Source organism: Arcticibacterium sp. SM2516, assembly GCF_057914865.1.
The window spans coordinates 4,942,603-4,961,577 of sequence record NZ_CP195290.1 but is presented as its reverse complement, the minus strand read 5'-3'; the positions used below and the strand labels follow the sequence as shown (position 1 = coordinate 4,961,577).

The window sequence follows — 18,975 nt, the reverse complement described above, 5'->3', positions numbered from 1 at the left end:
TTCAATCTCTTTTTAAGATATATATATTCAATTAAACCTTTAATGATTAAATATCGTGATGTAAACTCTCCTCTAAGAACGGATGGTTCTTAGCATACATATTAGCCTTACTCAATTGTGAATACACAACATAAATAAATGCACTCGCAAAAACTGTTGTAACACCAACTTCAATCAACCCAATACCACCTTGGTTTTTCGCTATACCTGGCATCAGCATTTGATAAAAATCAAACCAATGACCAATCAAAATCGCCCAACAAGCCAACTTTAAAAATGTATAATTTCTTTTAGAACCTCTTGCCATTAAAATTAACAGAGGGAAAAGAAAGTTAAGGATAAGACTTATATAAAATGGTGCATTATATCTTCCATCAAAACCTGTTAATCTCTCTCTGAAATAAATCGTTTCTTCAGGTAAATGAGCATAGAATATCAAGAAAAACTGACTAAACCATACATATGTCCAGAAAATAGAAAATCCGAACATTAATTTACCCAAATCCTGAATAGCTGAATCATTTACCGCTTTCAAATACCCCTTTCCTTTTAAAGTAACTATCATTAACATAATAGCTGCCAAACCTGCTACGTGCCAGCTAGACAAATGATACCAGCCAAACATCGTAGAGAACCAGTGAGCATCTACTGCCATTGATAAATCCCATGCCGCTGTAGAACTTGTTACCGCAAAGAAAATTAAAAACATTTTTGCGTACTTTCTACTTGATGCGTAATCATCCAAACTTCCAGAAGCATCCTCCAATAAAGAATACTTTCTAATTTGCTTCCATAAATACCACCAGATAACAAAGTAAGCTACCAATCTAAACATATAGAAAGGCATGTTTAACCACCAACTTTTACCCGCTATAATCGCATCGTAATTGCTACTTGTAGGATCCATTATGCCATCATGTGTCCAGTGCATAATAATATGTCTTGAACCAGGGATAGTCATAAGAATTAATATTATAACTGCCGGAATAACAATAAACGCTGGAAACGCCTCGGGTATTCTTTTAAACGAAGTATACCATCCAGCTTTCGCTACATAATTATAAGAAATGAAGAATACACCTATCACCGATATTCCTAAGAAATAAATTGAATTCATCCAGAGATTTCCTACAATTCTATTCATTAATGTTGCTTCATGATGCCCTTCTGCTGCATGAGCATCTACTGCTCCATGTGCATCGGCAGCTCCATGAGCTACTTCGTGAGCACCACCAGCAAAGCCGTCTGGACCCCACCAACCGATGTTTATCAAAAATACTCCAATAGCTACTAGAGCTAAGCCAATAACACCGCTGATGAGCAGTTTACGTTTTAGCTCTGGGGAGAAATCATAAGATTCTTCTACTGAAGGAGTTTCGTGCTTATGAGCCATGTCTAATTCTTATTATTATTCCTTTTTAAAGGGAAAAACTTGTTAAATTCCTAAATTAAATTCCTAATTGTAAACGCTGTACATAATGTACAATCTTCCATCTCTCTTCAGGAGTAACCTGAGAAGCATGAGGCCACATTCTTCCTTTACCATATGTAATAACATGGTAAATATGACCACCACTTACTGAACTTAAAGCATCAGAAGCGTAATTTGGAACACCTTTATAAACAGCACCTACCTTACCATCACCAGCACCTTTGCTACCGTGGCAATGCATACAATTTCTTTCATACAACACTTTACCTTGATCCTCTGCTGTTTCAGACCAAGGGATAGGATTTACAAGATTTTTAGATGCCCAATCAAGGCTATCTTTATCCATATCATACATCATCAAGTCGGTTACCACCGTACCATCATCCTGAAGTATCTCTGTATTATAATTAGCTCTAGCAACGGTACCTTCTACTGGTAATCTCATGTTCATCCCATGTGGGTTCACATTATTAGGTCTAAACTGAGTTTGCGACTCATAAGCTCTTGAATTATACATATTAGGAGCATACTCCCAACCTGTACTTTCATTATCGCTACAAGAGACCATAGTAACAGCCACCATAACACAGGCTAAAACTGAAATCGAAAGTTTGTTTTTCAAAATATTCATTTCTTCAATTATATCTCTTTAACGTTAACCTCAGAAGCACCCGAATTTTTCAATGCTTCTTTAACTTCTTCTTCCGAAGCACCACTTTTTTCCAAATCAATGGCCATTACAAATTTATCATCTGTAATTCTGTCATCAAAGATAACCGGCTTTGCAAATGGATTTAAACCTTCCATTCCAAAAAACACAAATGACATACCATAAGAAGCCAACAAAACTGTTAACTCAAATACGATAGGAATATTTGTAGGGAACGGAATGAAATTCTTTCCACCAACTATCATTGGCCAATCAAAACCCATCGTCCAAAAAGTTAATAAAAAAGCCAATGAAGTACCCGTAATTCCAAAAACGAATGCAGGAACACCCATTCTAGCTCTTGGATAACCTAAGGCAGCATCCAAGCCATGAATAGCGAATGGTGAATAGACCTCATGAATTTTTATTCCTTTTCCACGAACACTGGACACCGCATTCATCACGACTTCATCGTCTTCGTAAACACCTATTATATATTTTTTATTTGCCATTATTGACTTATAAATTATGCTACAGTCTGATTTATTTAGATTTCTTTTCTGAAGATGACTTTAGTACACCTTTTACCTCTGCCATGTTAATGACCGGAAGGAATTTGGCAAACAATAAGAAACACACAAAGAAGAATCCGAACGTAAATAAGTAATCTCCAATATCACCCATTCTTGGGGTAAAGTAAGTCCAACTAGAAGGAAGGTAATCTCTGTGTAGAGATGTAACAATAATTACAAATCTCTCAAACCACATTCCTATATTAACTACTACTGCTATTACAAAAGATACTACGATACTTTCTCTCATTTTCTTGAACCAGAATATTTGAGGAGAAAGAACATTACAAGTCATCATGGCCAGATACGACCACCATAAAGGTCCAGTAGCTCTATTTATAAAAGCATAACTTTCATATTGCACTCCTGAGTAAGCGGCAATAAAGAACTCTGTAATATATGCCACACCCACTATCGAACCCGTAACCGTAATGATTTTATTCATTAAAGAAATATGCTCTATGGTAATGTAATCTTCCAATTTGTAAACTACTCTAACAATTAACATCAAGTTTTGCACCATTGCGAAACCCGAGAAAATTGCTCCTGCCACGAAATATGGAGGGAAGATAGTTGTATGCCATCCAGGTATTACTGATGTGGCAAAGTCCATGGATACAATAGTATGTACCGATAGTACTAATGGTGTTGATAAACCTGCAAGAATCAAGGATACATCTTCATATCTAGCCCAAGCTCTCGCTCCACCTGTCCAACCCATAGAAAGGGCACCGTAAATGGTTTTTCTAAGACCCGTAGCTCTATCTCTAATAGTAGCTAAATCAGGTATTAAACCAATATACCAGAAAAGTAATGAAACTGATAAGTAAGTGGAGATGGCAAAAACGTCCCAAACTAAAGGGGAGTTAAAGTTAATCCAAAGCGAACCGAAAGTGTTAGGAAGTGGCAGTGCCCAATATGCCAACCATGGTCTACCCATGTGAAAGAATATAAAAGTACCTGCACATAATACCGCAAAAATGGTCATTGCTTCAGCAGCTCTATTAATGGATGTTCTCCATTTCTGACGGAACAATAACAAAATGGCTGAGATAAGGGTACCAGCGTGACCAATCCCAACCCACCATACAAAGTTTGTGATATCCCAAGCCCAACCAACGGTTTTATTTAAACCCCAGTTGCCTAGTCCATGAAACCATGTTTGATAAGCCCAGTATCCACCATAAGCCAAAACAGCTAATGATATACCGAAAACCACTTTCCATTCTTTGGTTGGTTCTCCTTCTACATGTCTGCTTATGTCTTCAGTAATATCATGAAGGGTCTTACCTCCCGTTACTAAATGTTCTCTAATTGGCGAAACTACTTGCATAATTGCTACCCTTTAATAAAAGAGTTCCTATTATTTTCGTTTAAAAAATTCTTTATTAACCGTGAGCCTCAACTTCAGTATGAGTCTCTTTTTGATGAGCTGAAGCCTTGGCATCAGCTAAATCTTTATTTCTGATCTTAGTCAAGTAACTAACTTGAGGCTGAACATTAATCTCTTCCAAAACATGGAATGCTCTACCTTCCTTCTCAACCGCTAAGGTCTTAGATATTCTAGAATTTGGGTCCAACATGTCACCAAACGTGATAGCTCCAGTTGGACAAGATTGAGAACAAGCTGTTTCTATCTCTCCATCCTCTGGTCTACGCTTCTCTTTCTTTGCAACCAATTTACCTGATTGGATTCTTTGAACACACATAGAACATTTCTCAATCACACCACGAGATCTTACTGTAACCTCAGGATTAAGAACCATTCTACCCAATTCATTATTCATGTGGAAATCGAAATCCTCGTTTTCATAATATTTCCACCAGTTAAATCGACGAACTTTATAAGGACAGTTATTAGCACAATATCTTGTACCCACACATCTGTTATAAGTCATTTGATTTAAACCCTCAGAACTGTGCGTTGTCGCTAATACTGGACAAACCGTCTCACAAGGAGCATTGCTACAATGCTGACACATCATTGGTTGGAACACCACTTCTGGATTTTCAGAAGCATCTTCCATTTTTCTAATGTATGCTGGGTCTATTTTATATGTCGTATCTGCGTCTGTGCTGTAATAACGATCCAGACGAATCCAATGCATTTCACGAGCTCTAGCCACCTCTTTCTTTCCAACAACAGAAACGTTGTTTTCTGCCTGACATGAAACCAAACAAGCAGAACATCCTGTACAAGTGTTAAGGTCAATGACCATTCCCCAGCTATGATTCCTTTTCTCATGACCATCCCATAGGCTAATGCTGTATGGATTTACTGGGCCTTCAGATGTCTCTATCTTTGGCTCAAATCTACCTGCTTTCTTGTTATTAACATACTCACTCAATACAGACTCCTGAACAACGGCCTTACGACCCATTACTGTTTCGTGCGTTTGAGTTTGTGCTAAAGTATATCCTGATTTTGTTTTTTCAATTGTTGCATTAGCAGTCCAATTGACACCATTAGTAAATGGCATGGCGTTCGCTCCTACATTACCACATTTTCCTGCGGCTGTACGACCGTAACCCTTAGCTACACTAACAACATTATGAGCTTGGCCAGGTTGAATTAACACAGGTAATTCTATGCTATAATCACCCACAGTCAATTTAGCCCAATCACCTTTTTCTAAGCCTTGCTCGTTGGCGGTTTTTTGAGACACGTTTAACGTATTCTCCCAAGTAACTTTAGTAATTGGATCTGGCATCTCTTGAAGCCATGGATTGTTGGCTTGAGAACCATCACCCATAGGCACTGATTCAAAAACACTAATCTCTAATCCGCCACCTTTAGTTGCTGCTACCTTAGAAGCCGCAGCTCCTAAATCACCCGAGAAAGAAACACCTTCGGCTGAAAGTAACTCTCCTGTTTCAAGAACTCCATCATGAAGAGCAGAAACCCAAGACTTACCACCTAATACATTACTTTTCCAGTTGGCTTTTAAATATTTATGATAATCACCATCAAGACCAGCCCATAATAATAAACTAGACTCCGCTTGACGCGTATTAAATATCAAAGAAATAGTAGGTTGCTGAAGTGAATAAGAACCTGTTTTAGGAGAAGCATCTCCCCAAGACTCTAAGAAATGAGGTGCAGGTGCTACATACTTACAAGCAGCGGCAGTTTCATCTACACGATCAGCAAAAGAAACAGATGTTTTAACCTTTGCAATTAAAGTCGCAAGTTCAGAACCATTCGCTTGGTTAAAAACTGGATTGGCATCCAAGAAAATAACAGCGTCTACGCTCCCTGATTTCAACTCATTAACGAAATTTGCTAAAGCAGCATCACTACCCTGACGAGTATTGTTTGCTCGAGCTAAACTAATTGTACTTCCATAACTTCCTAAGAAGCTATTGATTCCGTTAACGATTGTTTGTATGGCCGTATCATTAGAACCAGAAACCACCAAAGCCTGTCCGTTAGCGGCTTTAAGATCTATTGCACATTTATTGACTAGTTCAGAAGAAACAGATGAATTACCAATAACATTACCTGTTAACTTATTATACAAAGCAATCAACAAAGCCCCTTCCTCAGATGGCTTTATCATATCTCTGTAATCAGCAGAAGCACCCGTGATAGTCATTCCAGTTTCAAACTGATAATGACGAGACATGTCATGCTTTCCATCTTTACCGCTATTCAACCTACGGCCTTCCGCCCATTGAGACGAATATTCTATAGGAGAAATCCAGTTTCCTAGAAAATCACAATTAATACCTACAATTACCTTGGCTTTAGAAAAATCATAAGAAGGAACAATTGCTTTACCAAAAGAAGCCTGATTTGCAGCAATTAAACCAGATACAGAATTAGCATCATAAGATACATGAACTGCTGAAGGATAATTTGCAGTAAAATCAGCTATTACCTTATTGGCTGTTGGTGAAACAACCGTTGAAGAAACAATTCTGATATTTGATGCAGACTTTAATCCTGCAATAACCTCTTTATCTAGATCTTCCCAAGAAATTTCAGACTCACCTTTTCTTGGACCTTGAAGTTTTTCGTTGTCATATAGAGAAAGAACCGATGCATGAACACGACCGCTCATACCACCTTTAGTCACTTTAGAAAGTTTGTTACCTTCTATTTTGATAGGCCTACCCTCTACTGTTTTAACTAAAATACTTGCATAATCACCACCTTGAAAGTAAGTAGATGCAAAATAGTTAGGAATACCTGGCTCTACAGATTCCGGTTTCTTTAAATATGGAATAGTTTTTCTTACTGGAGCATCACAGGCAGCTAAAGAAACCGCAGCAACACCAAAACCGAGCATTTTCAAGAAGTCTCTTCTGTGAGTTCCTCCTTCGATATCGTCTAAGTTAAATTCACGATCCGCGTTTTTAACCACCTCAATATCATTTCGATACTCTTCTATCCCCTTCCAATACCTTTTAGTAGTATTTTCCATTAGTATTTATATTTCCCCACAAAGGGTTTTTCTAAAAATCTCTTACGATTAATATTTTAATAATGACATCTGGCACATTCCAGACCACCAATATCCTCCACTTTCATTCCTCCAATTGAAGTCGCTTCATGAGCTTCCACAAGCTTATCGTAATACGCATTACCTTTAGCGTTAACGTCTGTTTGTCTGTGACAATCAATACACCAACCCATGGTTAAAGTATGACGCTGCTGAACCACTTCCATTTTATTAATTTCACCATGGCAATTCTCACAATCCAAACCAGCCACATTCGTATGCTGAGAGTGATTAAAGTAAGCCAAATCTGGTAAATTATGAACCCTTACCCATTCAATAGGTTGGTCAGTCTCCAGTGCAGTATAAATTTTTTGAATTTCTGGCGAACCTTGCTTAATGCTATTATGACAGTTCATACATATACTAGCTGAAGGTATACCTGCTTGCTTGCCTTTATAAACCCCAGTATGGCAATATGCACAATCAATGTCCATATCTCCTGCATGAAGCTTATGAGAAAACGGTATTGGCTGGGTTGGAGCATAACCTTGATGTACCCCTATTCCATAAAGACCATCAAATGTTGCTTTCGCACCAAACAAAAGGAATAACACGATAATAGCATTTCTAACAGTTGGGTTTTGAAAAACAACTTTCGCTGAATCTCTAAGCTGCTCGCCTACACCTCTATTATCAATGGTTTCACCTTCTCCTTTCGTTAATTTTGAGAGTACGTTTAAGACAGCAATAAGTGCTACTAAAACTAGACCCATTAAAACTAATAGTGTTACCAAAATGATATTAAAGAAGTCTCCTTCTTTAGAACCTCCATTATCAGCAGCGTTTGCAGCTCCAGGAACAGCAGCCGTTGCCGGTGCAGCCTCGTTAGCAGCTTTAACGTATGCCAAGATTCCCTTAATTTCGTCATCTCCGAAACCAGCGAATGCGGTCATCTGCGTTTTGTTGTACTCTTCGTACAAGTCAACAGCGTATTGATCTCCACTTGCGATTACGGCGGCGGGATTGATAATCCAAGCTTTCAACCAATCATAATCTCTTCTTTCTTCGATATCTTTTAGACCAGGACCTACTACGATATCAGCCCCTGAGGAGTGACATGCAGCACAGTTATTCTTAAATATTTTCTCACCCAAGGCAGCATCGCCATCTTGCCCAAAAGTAAGGGTAACGGTTGTTAAAGAAATAAATAATAGAAGAAGCGGTCTTATATGCGTTTTGAACATATTCTATTATTGACGGTGTATTTGTTTTGAGAGTGCAAATCTAGCCATGGAAAGAGTTCCATCAAAAAAGAATTTTGATTTTTTCTGTGGTTGACTATAATTTAGAATTGTTATAAATAATTGCATAACTTACTGAACAGCAATGTCTTAAATACAAAATACCATCCTAAATCCTCAAATATTGAGTCCTTAAGAATGGTATTTTTAAAAGATGCTGTAACAAAGACAATTTGTATACAACTGAGCTTGAGAGGTCTCGAGCGGATTCGAACCGCTGTACATGGTTTTGCAGACCACTGCCTAGCCACTCGGCCACGAGACCCTATTTTTAATCCTTGGCTGCAAAACTACAATTGACATGCCAAACTGCCAAAGGGCTTAATCTTATTTTTTTGAAATAGGGACTAGAAAAACTAGTCCCTATTCAAATTAAGCTTTTTGAGAATACTACTCTCCCTTCTTAGCCTTAGCTTTCTTAGGAGCTTCCATCTCTTCCTTCAAAGCAGCCAAAGCTGATAAGTCACCTAAAGTAGACTTCTCTGAAGTTTGATTTGTCGAAGTTTTAGCTTTGCTAGCAGCAGCTTTCTTAGTGCTCTTTGCAGCTACCTCTTCAGCAGAACCATCCCAAATTTTGGTATGAGAAAGAATAATTTTCTTCTCCTCTTTATTGAATTCTGTAACTATGAAAGAAAGTTTGTCGCCTATTTCGCCAACAGAACCATCTTCTTTCGCTAAACTTTTCAATGCAGCTGCACCTTCGATTCCGTAAGGAAGCTCTAATGCTGCCAATTTATCAGACTTAGAGATGATAGTACAGTCATGCTTAGTTCCAACATCAAAAGTACCTTCGAATGCATCCCATGGATTCTCTTCTAAGTGCTTATGAGAAAGAGCCAATCTTCTGTTTTCTCCGTCTAACTCTAATACAATTACTTCTAGTTCATCACCAATCTTAACAAAGTCAGATGGATGTTTGATTTTCTTAGTCCAAGAAAGATCTGATACGTGAACTAAACCATCAATTCCTTCTTCTAATTCTAAGAAAAGACCGAAGTTAGTTAAGTTTCTTACAGTTCCTTTATGCGTAGTTCCAACCGCATACTTGCTAAGAAGATCTTGTTTTGTCCAAGGATCTGCAGCAAGCTGCTTAATTCCAAGAGACATTTTTCTCTCATCTTTATCCAATGTCAATACGACTGCGTCTATTTCGTCACCGATTTGCAAGAAATCAGATGGGTTACGTAAATGCTGAGACCAAGACATTTCAGATACGTGAATCAATCCTTCTACACCTGGGTGTATTTCAAGGAATGCACCATAATCTGCAAGATTAACAATTTTACCTTTAACAGGGGAACCAACTTCCAAGTTAGACTCAAGGGCATCCCATGGATGACTTTGAAGTTGTTTCATACCTAATGAAATACGCTTCTTGTCTTCATCAAAGTCAAGAACAACAACATTAAGTTTTTCGTCAAGGTTAAGAACCTCGTTAGGGTGATTAACACGACCCCATGAAATATCTGTGATATGCAGTAAGCCATCCACTCCACCAAGGTCAATAAATACACCGAAGTTTGTGATATTCTTAACAACACCTTCAAGTACTTGACCCTTTTCAAGGTTAGTAAGAATTTGCTGACGTTGTTTTTCAAGGTCTTTCTCAATAAGTACTTTATGAGAAACAACCACGTTATCGTTGGTGTGATTAATCTTAACAACCTTAACTTCCATTTGTTTGTTAACAAATACATCAAAGTCTCTGATAGGCTTCACATCAATTTGAGAACCTGGCAAGAATGCCTCAATTCCGTGAATATCAACAATAAGACCACCTTTAGTACGTCTCTTAACAAGAGCGTCCATAATTTCGTCAGTCTCAAATGCTTTCTCAATATTACTCCAAGCAGTAAGAATTCTAGCTTTCTTACGAGAAATAACAAGCTGCCCAAGGCTATCTTCTTGCTTCTCAATGAAAACCTGAACAGTGTCTCCTACTTTTAAATTTGGCAAATCTCTAAATTCTGATCTAGAAACAATTCCGTCAGATTTAAAACCAATATTTAATAAAACCTCACGTGCTGTAACGCCTACTACTGTGGCTGTTACTACATCCTTCTCCTCTATCGTCGTTAAAGTCTCTTCGTAGATTTTAGAAAGCTCTTCTTTCTCTGCACTAGAATACCCTCCACCAATACCTTTCTTTGAAACTCTGTCCCAATCAAATTCTGGAAATTCTTGATTATCCATATATCTTATTATCAGCCCTTTGATACATCTACGTTACGAGCCTAATACCGCAGAAATTAATTATTAATCGAACATTCCTCTTAAAAGGACTGCAAAAGTAATCAATTGCGATATATAATCAAATAAGAATTGCTTAAATAGCTAAATTAATACTAAGCCATTTTATTGGCTCCTAAGAACGGAGCCCAATTTTCTCCTACTTTGCCAGAGAAATTCCGAAGAAACATAACAAATGTAGGTTTAAAGGGTTTTTTGCTCAGTGGCATCCCTGCTTCTTCAGGTGTATTGTCACCTTTTCTACCATTGCAAGATTTGCATGCTGCCACTAGGTTAACCCAATTGGTTTTACCTCCTCGAGATTTAGGAATAACATGATCCAGAGTCAAATCTCTATTTCTTCCACAATAGACACATTCATTTCCATCTCTTTTGAAAATGTTTTGTCTATTCAAAACCACACCTTTATAGGGTACTTTGACGTAATTATTAAGTTTTATAACGGATGGGAGGGGATATGAAACCGATACGGTTCTTAGACGAGCCTTATTGTCATCTTTCAAGAGTTCTGCCTTGTTTAAATAAACGAGCAAAAAGGCTTTAGGTACAGTGCAAACTGTGATGGCACTAAAATCGGCATTTAGAACTAAAACTTTCCGGCCCATTTGCTTGTAACTGATTGAAAATGATTCCCGAAGATAATAGTTTTACCGAAAAATCAAGCACTTACAGCCAAGTCTTTACTTAAACATAATATTAATACTAAAACAGCACCTAAAACTTTCTACTTTCTTGCCTTTCAGTATCTCTAGATTTTATACTCTCTCTTTTATCGAACAATTTTTTACCTTTTGCTAAAGCAATATTTAATTTAGCCAACCCATTCTCGCTTATAAATAATCTTGTTGGAATTATGGTTAGACCAACATCTTTGAGCTTCCCTTCTATTTTCCTCAATTCCTTTTTCTGCAACAACAATTTACGCTCTCTAAGCGGTTCATGGTTATAGTGCGTACCGAATTCGTAAGGTGAAATATGAAGATTCTTCACAAAAAGCTCACCATTGGTAATATAACAGTGGGCATCGGAGATATTTGCTTTACCCATCCTGATGGACTTCATCTCGGTTCCACGTAGCACTATACCAGCCGTATAAGTATCTATAAACTGGTACTCGTAAGAAGCCTTTCGGTTCTTAATCTCTACTTTACTTGAAATTTTACTTGACATATTACTTAAGGGAAAAGATTGCAAAGCTATAAAAATAAAATCCCTGCCTCAATTTTAGTGACAGGGATTCCGACTTACGTGCTTTCCTAATAATCCATGTGTATCACGTAAACGTGAAACAAAGCGGATTAAGCCTTTATGAGTTCAACACTCAAATATTTTTATAGTCTGTGGCATCTAGATAACAAATGTATGCACTCCAATTCTATTTTCCAACAGATTTAAGTTTTTCCGTTTAAACACCTGATAATTAATAGTAACTGAAATTAGTTGCAGATTTAATCAGATTCGAATAGTCTAGTTACGAATACTGTGCCAGTTTGTATTATCAGTGCAATCTCCAAAAATCAAAAAAACATTATAAAATTTTCACATATATTTTCACCTCTTTATCAATCGGTTACAAATATATCTATGAATTTTTATTTCTTATAACTAACTTTGGCACGTCAATTTAGACGAATTAAAAACAAATTACAAGTTTGCAGAATAGCCCTTTATTTTCTACTTCTAAGGAAAAAGAAAAATGTGTGTTGGTAGGTGTGATAAATAAAGACCAAGATGCAGAAAAAACTAAAGAATACTTGGATGAACTGGCTTTCCTGGCCAGTACTGCTGGAGTAACCTGTGAAAAAGTATTTACACAAAGACTCCCAAAGCCTGATAATAAGACGTTTGTAGGGAAAGGAAAACTTGAGGAAATACAAACTTATCTATTAGCCAATCCAGTGGATTCTATTATTTTTGATGACGACCTATCTCCATCTCAGGTAAGAAACCTTGAGGCCAAATTTGAGGACACAAAAATCTTGGATAGAAGTCTCCTTATTCTTAATATTTTTTCTCAAAGAGCCAAATCAGACCAAGCCAAAAGGCAGGTTGAGCTGGCTCAGCATCAATATCTATATCCTAGACTAACCCGAATGTGGACTCACCTTAGTAAACAAAAAGGTGGTGTAGGTATGAGAGGGCCTGGAGAAAAGGAGCTAGAAACCGATAAGCGAATAGTAAAAGACAGAATCTCCTTCTTAAAAAAGAAGCTTGAAAAAATAGACGTTCAATCTTTAACAAGAAGAAAAGAAAGAGACCGATTGGTACGTGTGGCCTTGGTAGGTTATACCAACGTAGGAAAATCTACATTAATGAGAGTTTTGGCTAAAACAGATGTTTTTGCAGAAAATAAACTTTTCGCCACTATAGACTCTACCGTCAGGAAGATTGTTTTGGGAAACATTCCTTTCCTTCTTACAGACACCGTTGGTTTCATTAGAAAACTCCCAACCACCCTAGTGGCGTCTTTTAAATCGACACTAGACGAAATAAGAGAAGCAGATATACTCATTCATGTGGTAGACATCTCTCATAGGTCATTCGAAGAGCAAATAGATGTTGTTAACGGTACACTAGCAGATATTGGTGCTGCGGACAAGCCTACCATTCTGGTTTTTAATAAATTAGATTTATTTAAGCCCGAATCCGAAGAAGGTCTTGATGCTCACTTAGCCACCGATGAAGATTTAGAGAAAAACCTATCTCGACTAAAAACCAGTTATTTGGCCAAAAACATGGACAATGTGGTTTTCATATCCGCTGAAAATAAAGAGAACCTTAGTGAGTTAAGATCCGTTCTTATGGAGCATCTCACTACCAGGCATTTTGCGATATACCCCAATTGGGATCCAACGCAAAATCCGCTTTATGACTGGCAAGGCCATCAAGATTCTGGCACAGAAGATGAGAATTAAACTTATTAAAAGGTAAAAGCTTACCATTTAGTAGTCTTTCTCATGGCCCCGTAGTTCAATGGATAGAATAGAAGTTTCCTAAACTTTAGATCTAGGTTCGATTCCTAGCGGGGCCACTATTCGGCACGCTAACGTGCTGTTAATCAGTAAGTTAACGCACTATATCAGTGCTAGGTAACAGCAAGTGTAACAGTGAACTTAATTACAATAATAAAGTAGATTGAACACCCATACTGTAATTAGTGAAATATAACTGCTTAATTTCATTATGTGCACCTTGAATTATAGACTTCAAGAGAAATTTATAAATTCTACTAAGTCTTAGAAGTCATTGATTCTACTTTTTAATACTACCCCTTAAACAATAAAGTCCAATTCACAAAAGCCACATGCGGACTCTCTTGAATTGGACTTATAATTTCGTTTGTAATGCAAACGAAAACTTAAAGCTAACGAATGGACTAAACTATCGGTGTTGTCACTTCTTGATTATCCAGTGGTTTCTCTTCTAACAAAATGGCTCTAATTGATAGATAGAATCTCATCACTTTATCCCAATGCAATATCACAAACGCAGCAGACATTACTGCTATAATCAATCTGAGCATTATTATAGTCTCATTTTTCGTTTTGTAGCTATGCTCCATTCTTTCGAAAGGGACATGTCTCACTACTTTTGTATACCTCGGTAAATCCCATGAGTTCCAAGTCTCAAAATCTATCTTATTTAATCTGGCTTTCATTATCTTAATCTTTTGTGGATATAAAATGTGTTTAATTCTTTCCTTCTTATTTCGTACTCCCCCACTAAAGTTTGACCACTTGAGTTAAATCCTGTGATGCATCCATAGTTCAGCTCAGTTTTAGCCAAAATTGAAACGGGCAGAGTATTGCTACCAAAGACCTCATAAAGCATTCTCAGAATCTCTCTATTCCTTTTGATTTCTTTGACGGTTTCATGAAAATGCAAATTCGCTTTTCTATACTTTTCGTTATTAAAGGCTATTTTACATTGATTCGTACAGAATAACTTATTCCTCCTACCCGAAAATACGGCATTACATTTTTTACAAATCAGCTCTTCCATAATTAGATTTCCTTTCGGCTGTTAACATAGCTATCCAGGTCTCCTTTTGAAAACATAACCCTGTTTTCCGAAACTTTATAACAAGATATTTTACCTTCCTTTCTCAACTTGGAAAAGGTAGGCTTGGACAGACCAAGGTATTTTGCTGAGGCTTCAAAGTTCAGGTACTCTGTAGTGCTTGTGGTGTAACTTGACTTTCCCCCTGATGATTTTTGAGAGGCCAGCACATCATTCAAGATGGCTTTTTGCAAGTCTAAAAATTCGCTTACCGTTAGTGTGAAAAGTGGATTGCTCCGGTTTTCTTCTTTCATTTGTTTGTTTTTTTTTGTGTGGAAATATTAAATACAATGCAAATATACAGGGTCTTAAACACTTAAAGGGTTTAAATTCATCGCTCTGAACAACGTTTCGCAATTTCCTGCAACCTTTCTCAATTTCCAGCGATCTTTCTTAATTTTCAATTTTTCTAAAAATTGAAAAAAATCGCATTCCTATACGTGTCACTTATTCTGAAAAAAACTCATCCAAACGAATTAAATATCCTTTTATCCGAATTCATACAGATTGAAATGATATACAACTGCCTCTAGACGAATCATTTCAATTGATACAGGACATTAATTTATTTATTGATACCTTTTAATCAGTTTGCTTTAAAATGACATATTAATACTCTAATTTTATTCAGCAACTTAAAAAGCCTTATATAAAACTGAATGAACTTCCAACCACACGGAGTTAACGTAAAAAAGCGAATACTCGAAATTCTAAGAATCCTAATTGAAAACCCAGGATACTATACACGAAAAAAGCTAGCTGAAATATATGGCGTTAGTGGAGATACCATTTTAAGGGACTTGGAAGATATCCGAAACGCTGGATTTGATTTAGCATCAGACCAAAATCATCGTTACTATCTAACTGCGGAAAAGACTACAGAGCAAATCAAAGATCTTCTAATATTAACTGATCATGAGAAAAACCTAGTTAATCAGGCCTTAACTCATAACGCCAATGAAATAGAGCATAGGCGAATCATTAATAAGCTGGAAACTCTGACCAATCTACCTAGAATTGGTAATATCATTTTCACAAAACCATACTTAGCCAAAACCAGCATTCTTTTCAAAGCCAAACGGGAGAAACAAAAGGTAGTATTATATAATTACAGGTCTACCAATAGCAACACACATAACGATAGGACCATTGAGCCTTTTCATATATCTGTAGAAGAAGACATTCTACATGCCTTTGATTTAGAAAGAAATGAAATACGGCACTATAGAATTAGCCGCATAGAGCGAGTAAGGCAGCTAGATGATGATTGGGAGAACGAAGGGAAGCATAACATTATAGCTACGGACATATTCAAGATAGCAGATAAAAATCAAGTGCCCATACATGTACGTTTAAAGATAGGCGGTTATAACGAGCTCATAGAACGCTACCCTTTATCCAAGTCAGCTCTCACTCCTGCTCCTGACAAAGAAGATGAATACGATTTAATATGTAAAGTGAATCACCGGTTTTATGGCCTACAAAACTTCCTTCTTGGCTATGCACATTACGTCGTAGAAATAGTAGAAAATGAGACTTTGAAAATACACATGGCAGAAAAAATCAAACAAATTAAGTTCTAGAGGGTGGGTGCGGCATCTGCTGCGTAACTCACTTGCTAGTTTTGACCAACGATAAAGACAGAAATGAGATTTAGATTAACATTACATAATCCTACTTCGGCTACGGCCATTACATGGAATTACAATTACCTGCTGATGGCGTGGATTTATGAGCGTTTAAAATTGGCAGATGAGTCATATGCCAATTTTCTACACCAAGAAGGCTATACCTCAGAACACAACCGAAAACGATTTAAGTATTTCACCTTCTCACCTTTTCATTTTAATCCAGGACGAAACGAGTATAGTTTTAATAGAGATGGCATGCTGATAAAGGGAGAAAGCTTTTTCCTAGACCTCTCTTTTTACATGGACAAAGCAGCTGAGAAATTTATAGTAGGTGTTTTTAGAGACCAAAAATTAAAAATGGAGAACCATAGATTTAGAGCGAATTTCCAAATTGGTCAAATCGCCACGCTGCCTGAACCCGAATTTTCGCCAAGTATGACATTTAAAGCTTGGGCTCCAATGAACGTTGCCCAAACGCTGGAAGGAGAATACGACAAATATCTAAAACCAGAAGAGCCAGAATTTGCAGAGTTATTAAGCCTGAATTTGGCAGACAAATACCATAATGCAACTGGAGAAGCCCTTTCGCCAAAGGAAATCAAATACAAGCTTTTAACAGACCCTAAAAAAATAAGCTCTCGAAAATTTAGCATCAAAGAACAAAGTAAAGCCGAAACCCAAATAAAAGGATACCACAATTTTGAGTTCAAACTATCAGCCCCCATAGAAGTAATACGATGTGGGTATTACAGTGGGTTTGGGAGATTTAATGGACAAGGGATGGGGATGGTTAAATAAAAAATTTATGATACACGAAATAATCAATTTTGTAGATACTCTTCCTAAAGAGGTATTCACAAACAATCTACAACCTAAAGATGGGCTTTATATTCTTTTAGATATTGATGAACAGGGAAATTTGATAAATGTTGATGAGGGTGGTAAAATTAAAGAAGAATACATAGGATTTTATTCTCAGAATGACAATTTTCTCTCAGAGCATTTGAAGAAGTGCAATAGCTTTTTTCAAAATTCTCAAGTTATGGGAGGTGGTACAAATAAAAGCTTTAATTCTTCTTCTGGTTTATTTTCAACTATTGCAACGCCTTTTGGAATTGGGTTTTCAAAGAAAAACTATACTAATCCCGAAAGAGATAGAAGTAAGACTTTTATTAACAGCCAAATTGAAGCTTATTTCAAAGCAGCTTCAGTTTATATATTAGATGATATGAAGCACAAAGAAAGTATCAGAAGACTACAACTTTTTTGTGAAAAACATTTAATAGATTACTTAGAAAAATTTGAGATTCTATCTGATTTAAAGAATACAGAATGTATTTGTTTGTTCTTAAAGGGATTGAATGATGAAGATTTTTTAACAGTTAGCCAAAGATATTTGGCTCAAAGATATTTCAATATCGAACAATTGCATAAAACGGAAAGAATTGGTGTTTATGCAGGTTTACATAATGTAAATGCTGATAAGCCCTTTTTAAGTCATGTTACAGGAGTTAATCAAAACAACTTTTGGATTAATGAAGCTGCTGCTGCGAAAATAGAACAGTTCTATTCTATCCAAAAGTATTTACCTAAACCATTCCCATTGTTTATTTACAAAGGGGAAATTGAAAGTGCTGTTAAAATTCTAAAACAAGATGGCAAGATTAGATATGACGAAATGATAAAAAAAATGTTGGGTGATGCCAAAGATGAATTGCACAACTATTATCTTATATTTTTTGCAGGTGCTGATTATAGTAGAGTTGTGGATATTGATTTCGTTTCAACTTTTAATTATTCATTAGATATTCAAATTAAAAAAATCTTCCCTTTAAGTAAAAATGACTTTAATGCTTTGAAGCTTGAAAATGTCTTTGATTTTGAACAACACATTGCTAAACCAATACTGAATATTCGTGATGATTTTTATATAAGCTATTTTGGAGAAGAGAAATTTGACACTAAATACACAACACATAGTTATTTCAATCAATTCTTAAAATATAGAAAAGCCTTTTATGACTTTATCTATAAATCAAAAACTGAAGCCGTTTCTCAACTAATGTTTGACGATATTTTACTTAAAGGAATATTGGAGGATATTAAAACAGATGAATATGATACTCAAAAAGACCAACATTCAAAAAGGTTTCAAATTTTAAATAAGCTCAATATTTGGTTCAGCTTATATAATTATTTCCATTCGTCAAATTATAAAAAATCAATTGATATGATTTCAAAAATTGAAAAGCATCGAAATAAAGTAGATGAAATTATTACTCAAAACGCTTTAATAAATAGCGTAGATGAATTCGCCTATTTAGCTGGGCAGTGTATTCGATATCTTTTTTCTAAGAGCGAGACAAACGATAAAAGTTATAATCGTTTAGAAACATTCTTACAAAAAACGGATTGCAGGCTATTGCAAAAAGCTATGGCAAATTTCTTTGCAATGTATAAGCACAAAGAGGTTACTAGTAAATTTGGGAAAGTTTTTGCTCAAGTTATGGATTATGAAACTACGGATAATGTAAAAGATTATTTGCCAGAATTTTTAGCAGGCTTCTTTGATAACAATCAACTGTTCTCCGAACAAAAAGAAGAAAATATTAACTAATAATAATTCAATCACTTTA

At 36.3% G+C, this 18,975-nt stretch carries 16 protein-coding genes and 2 tRNA genes; 5 read left to right on the top strand and 13 right to left on the bottom strand.

Features of this window, described 5'->3' with window-relative positions; translation table 11 throughout:
- Nucleotides 1–46: 46 nt before the first annotated feature.
- The 10 genes from ACSBFT_RS20330 to smpB form a co-directional block, all read right to left on the bottom strand.
- A complete protein-coding gene (locus tag ACSBFT_RS20330; RefSeq protein WP_489602228.1) occupies nucleotides 47–1,393 on the bottom strand; it encodes a quinol:cytochrome C oxidoreductase in 1,347 nt (448 codons plus the stop codon).
- A gap of 55 nt (nucleotides 1,394–1,448) precedes the next feature.
- Nucleotides 1,449–2,063, bottom strand: coding sequence for a c-type cytochrome (locus ACSBFT_RS20325; RefSeq protein ID WP_463046922.1), 615 nt, complete (start codon nucleotides 2,061–2,063; stop codon nucleotides 1,449–1,451).
- An 8-nt stretch (nucleotides 2,064–2,071) separates the two neighbouring features.
- The gene (locus ACSBFT_RS20320; protein WP_463046923.1) at nucleotides 2,072–2,593 is read right to left on the bottom strand and encodes a DUF3341 domain-containing protein; all 522 of its coding nucleotides are present in this window, start codon (nucleotides 2,591–2,593) and stop codon (nucleotides 2,072–2,074) included.
- A gap of 31 nt (nucleotides 2,594–2,624) precedes the next feature.
- A complete protein-coding gene (nrfD, locus tag ACSBFT_RS20315) occupies nucleotides 2,625–3,986 on the bottom strand; it encodes an NrfD/PsrC family molybdoenzyme membrane anchor subunit (protein ID WP_463046924.1) in 1,362 nt (453 codons plus the stop codon).
- 55 nt (nucleotides 3,987–4,041) lie between these two features.
- Nucleotides 4,042–7,080 carry a TAT-variant-translocated molybdopterin oxidoreductase gene (locus tag ACSBFT_RS20310; protein ID WP_489602227.1) on the bottom strand — a complete coding sequence of 1,013 codons (3,039 nt, stop codon included), beginning with the start codon at nucleotides 7,078–7,080 and terminating at the stop codon, nucleotides 4,042–4,044.
- 56 nt (nucleotides 7,081–7,136) lie between these two features.
- Nucleotides 7,137–8,342, bottom strand: coding sequence for a c-type cytochrome (locus ACSBFT_RS20305; RefSeq protein ID WP_463046926.1), 1,206 nt, complete (start codon nucleotides 8,340–8,342; stop codon nucleotides 7,137–7,139).
- Nucleotides 8,343–8,593: 251 nt separating this feature from the next.
- Nucleotides 8,594–8,664: transfer RNA gene (locus ACSBFT_RS20300), tRNA-Cys, on the bottom strand.
- A gap of 125 nt (nucleotides 8,665–8,789) precedes the next feature.
- Nucleotides 8,790–10,592, bottom strand: a complete 1,803-nt coding sequence (rpsA, locus tag ACSBFT_RS20295; protein ID WP_489602226.1) for a 30S ribosomal protein S1 — start codon at nucleotides 10,590–10,592, stop codon at nucleotides 8,790–8,792.
- Nucleotides 10,593–10,744: 152 nt separating this feature from the next.
- The gene (locus ACSBFT_RS20290; protein ID WP_463046929.1) at nucleotides 10,745–11,254 is read right to left on the bottom strand and encodes an HNH endonuclease; all 510 of its coding nucleotides are present in this window, start codon (nucleotides 11,252–11,254) and stop codon (nucleotides 10,745–10,747) included.
- 109 nt (nucleotides 11,255–11,363) lie between these two features.
- Nucleotides 11,364–11,819 carry an SsrA-binding protein SmpB gene (gene smpB, locus ACSBFT_RS20285; protein WP_463046930.1) on the bottom strand — a complete coding sequence of 152 codons (456 nt, stop codon included), beginning with the start codon at nucleotides 11,817–11,819 and terminating at the stop codon, nucleotides 11,364–11,366.
- A 482-nt stretch (nucleotides 11,820–12,301) separates the two neighbouring features.
- Here smpB and hflX point away from each other — a divergent pair, with 482 nt between their 5' ends.
- Nucleotides 12,302–13,564, top strand: coding sequence for a GTPase HflX (hflX, locus tag ACSBFT_RS20280; protein WP_463046931.1), 1,263 nt, complete (start codon nucleotides 12,302–12,304; stop codon nucleotides 13,562–13,564).
- A 44-nt stretch (nucleotides 13,565–13,608) separates the two neighbouring features.
- Nucleotides 13,609–13,680: transfer RNA gene (locus ACSBFT_RS20275), tRNA-Arg, on the top strand.
- A 345-nt stretch (nucleotides 13,681–14,025) separates the two neighbouring features.
- Here ACSBFT_RS20275 and ACSBFT_RS20270 read toward each other — a convergent pair.
- The 3 genes from ACSBFT_RS20270 to ACSBFT_RS20260 are packed head-to-tail and all read right to left on the bottom strand — an operon-like array spanning nucleotide 14,026 to nucleotide 14,962.
- Nucleotides 14,026–14,307, bottom strand: coding sequence for a hypothetical protein (locus ACSBFT_RS20270; RefSeq protein ID WP_489602225.1), 282 nt, complete (start codon nucleotides 14,305–14,307; stop codon nucleotides 14,026–14,028).
- Nucleotides 14,307–14,651, bottom strand: coding sequence for a hypothetical protein (locus tag ACSBFT_RS20265; RefSeq protein WP_489602224.1), 345 nt, complete (start codon nucleotides 14,649–14,651; stop codon nucleotides 14,307–14,309). The genes ACSBFT_RS20270 and ACSBFT_RS20265 overlap by 1 nt, the downstream gene beginning before the upstream one ends.
- Before the next feature lie 2 nt (nucleotides 14,652–14,653).
- Nucleotides 14,654–14,962, bottom strand: coding sequence for a helix-turn-helix transcriptional regulator (locus tag ACSBFT_RS20260; RefSeq protein ID WP_489602223.1), 309 nt, complete (start codon nucleotides 14,960–14,962; stop codon nucleotides 14,654–14,656).
- Between the two features lie 405 nt (nucleotides 14,963–15,367).
- Between ACSBFT_RS20260 and ACSBFT_RS20255 the strand changes: the two genes are divergently transcribed.
- The 3 genes from ACSBFT_RS20255 to ACSBFT_RS20245 all read left to right on the top strand — a co-directional run bounded on the left by ACSBFT_RS20255 (nucleotide 15,368) and on the right by ACSBFT_RS20245 (nucleotide 18,956).
- Nucleotides 15,368–16,291 carry a helix-turn-helix transcriptional regulator gene (locus tag ACSBFT_RS20255; RefSeq protein WP_489602222.1) on the top strand — a complete coding sequence of 308 codons (924 nt, stop codon included), beginning with the start codon at nucleotides 15,368–15,370 and terminating at the stop codon, nucleotides 16,289–16,291.
- Between the two features lie 63 nt (nucleotides 16,292–16,354).
- Nucleotides 16,355–17,137, top strand: a complete 783-nt coding sequence (gene cas6 / locus ACSBFT_RS20250; protein ID WP_489602221.1) for a CRISPR-associated endoribonuclease Cas6 — start codon at nucleotides 16,355–16,357, stop codon at nucleotides 17,135–17,137.
- Nucleotides 17,079–18,956 (top strand): hypothetical protein, encoded by a 1,878-nt coding sequence (locus tag ACSBFT_RS20245; RefSeq protein ID WP_489602220.1) that lies wholly within the window; start codon nucleotides 17,079–17,081, stop codon nucleotides 18,954–18,956. The genes cas6 and ACSBFT_RS20245 overlap by 59 nt, the downstream gene beginning before the upstream one ends.
- Nucleotides 18,957–18,975 lie beyond the last annotated feature (19 nt).

What these genes read in the sequence shown, in the direction of transcription:
- ACSBFT_RS20330 (WP_489602228.1), bottom strand. Translation starts at nt 1,393, where the DNA reads ATGGCTCATAAGCACGAAACTCCTTCAGTAGAAGAATCTTATGATTTC.
- ACSBFT_RS20325 (WP_463046922.1), bottom strand. Translation starts at nt 2,063, where the DNA reads ATGAATATTTTGAAAAACAAACTTTCGATTTCAGTTTTAGCCTGTGTT.
- ACSBFT_RS20320 (WP_463046923.1), bottom strand. Translation starts at nt 2,593, where the DNA reads ATGGCAAATAAAAAATATATAATAGGTGTTTACGAAGACGATGAAGTC.
- nrfD (WP_463046924.1), bottom strand. Translation starts at nt 3,986, where the DNA reads ATGCAAGTAGTTTCGCCAATTAGAGAACATTTAGTAACGGGAGGTAAG.
- ACSBFT_RS20310 (WP_489602227.1), bottom strand. Translation starts at nt 7,080, where the DNA reads ATGGAAAATACTACTAAAAGGTATTGGAAGGGGATAGAAGAGTATCGA.
- ACSBFT_RS20305 (WP_463046926.1), bottom strand. Translation starts at nt 8,342, where the DNA reads ATGTTCAAAACGCATATAAGACCGCTTCTTCTATTATTTATTTCTTTA.
- rpsA (WP_489602226.1), bottom strand. Translation starts at nt 10,592, where the DNA reads ATGGATAATCAAGAATTTCCAGAATTTGATTGGGACAGAGTTTCAAAG.
- ACSBFT_RS20290 (WP_463046929.1), bottom strand. Translation starts at nt 11,254, where the DNA reads ATGGGCCGGAAAGTTTTAGTTCTAAATGCCGATTTTAGTGCCATCACA.
- smpB (WP_463046930.1), bottom strand. Translation starts at nt 11,819, where the DNA reads ATGTCAAGTAAAATTTCAAGTAAAGTAGAGATTAAGAACCGAAAGGCT.
- ACSBFT_RS20270 (WP_489602225.1), bottom strand. Translation starts at nt 14,307, where the DNA reads ATGAAAGCCAGATTAAATAAGATAGATTTTGAGACTTGGAACTCATGG.
- ACSBFT_RS20265 (WP_489602224.1), bottom strand. Translation starts at nt 14,651, where the DNA reads ATGGAAGAGCTGATTTGTAAAAAATGTAATGCCGTATTTTCGGGTAGG.
- ACSBFT_RS20260 (WP_489602223.1), bottom strand. Translation starts at nt 14,962, where the DNA reads ATGAAAGAAGAAAACCGGAGCAATCCACTTTTCACACTAACGGTAAGC.
- ACSBFT_RS20255 (WP_489602222.1), top strand. Translation starts at nt 15,368, where the DNA reads ATGAACTTCCAACCACACGGAGTTAACGTAAAAAAGCGAATACTCGAA.
- cas6 (WP_489602221.1), top strand. Translation starts at nt 16,355, where the DNA reads ATGAGATTTAGATTAACATTACATAATCCTACTTCGGCTACGGCCATT.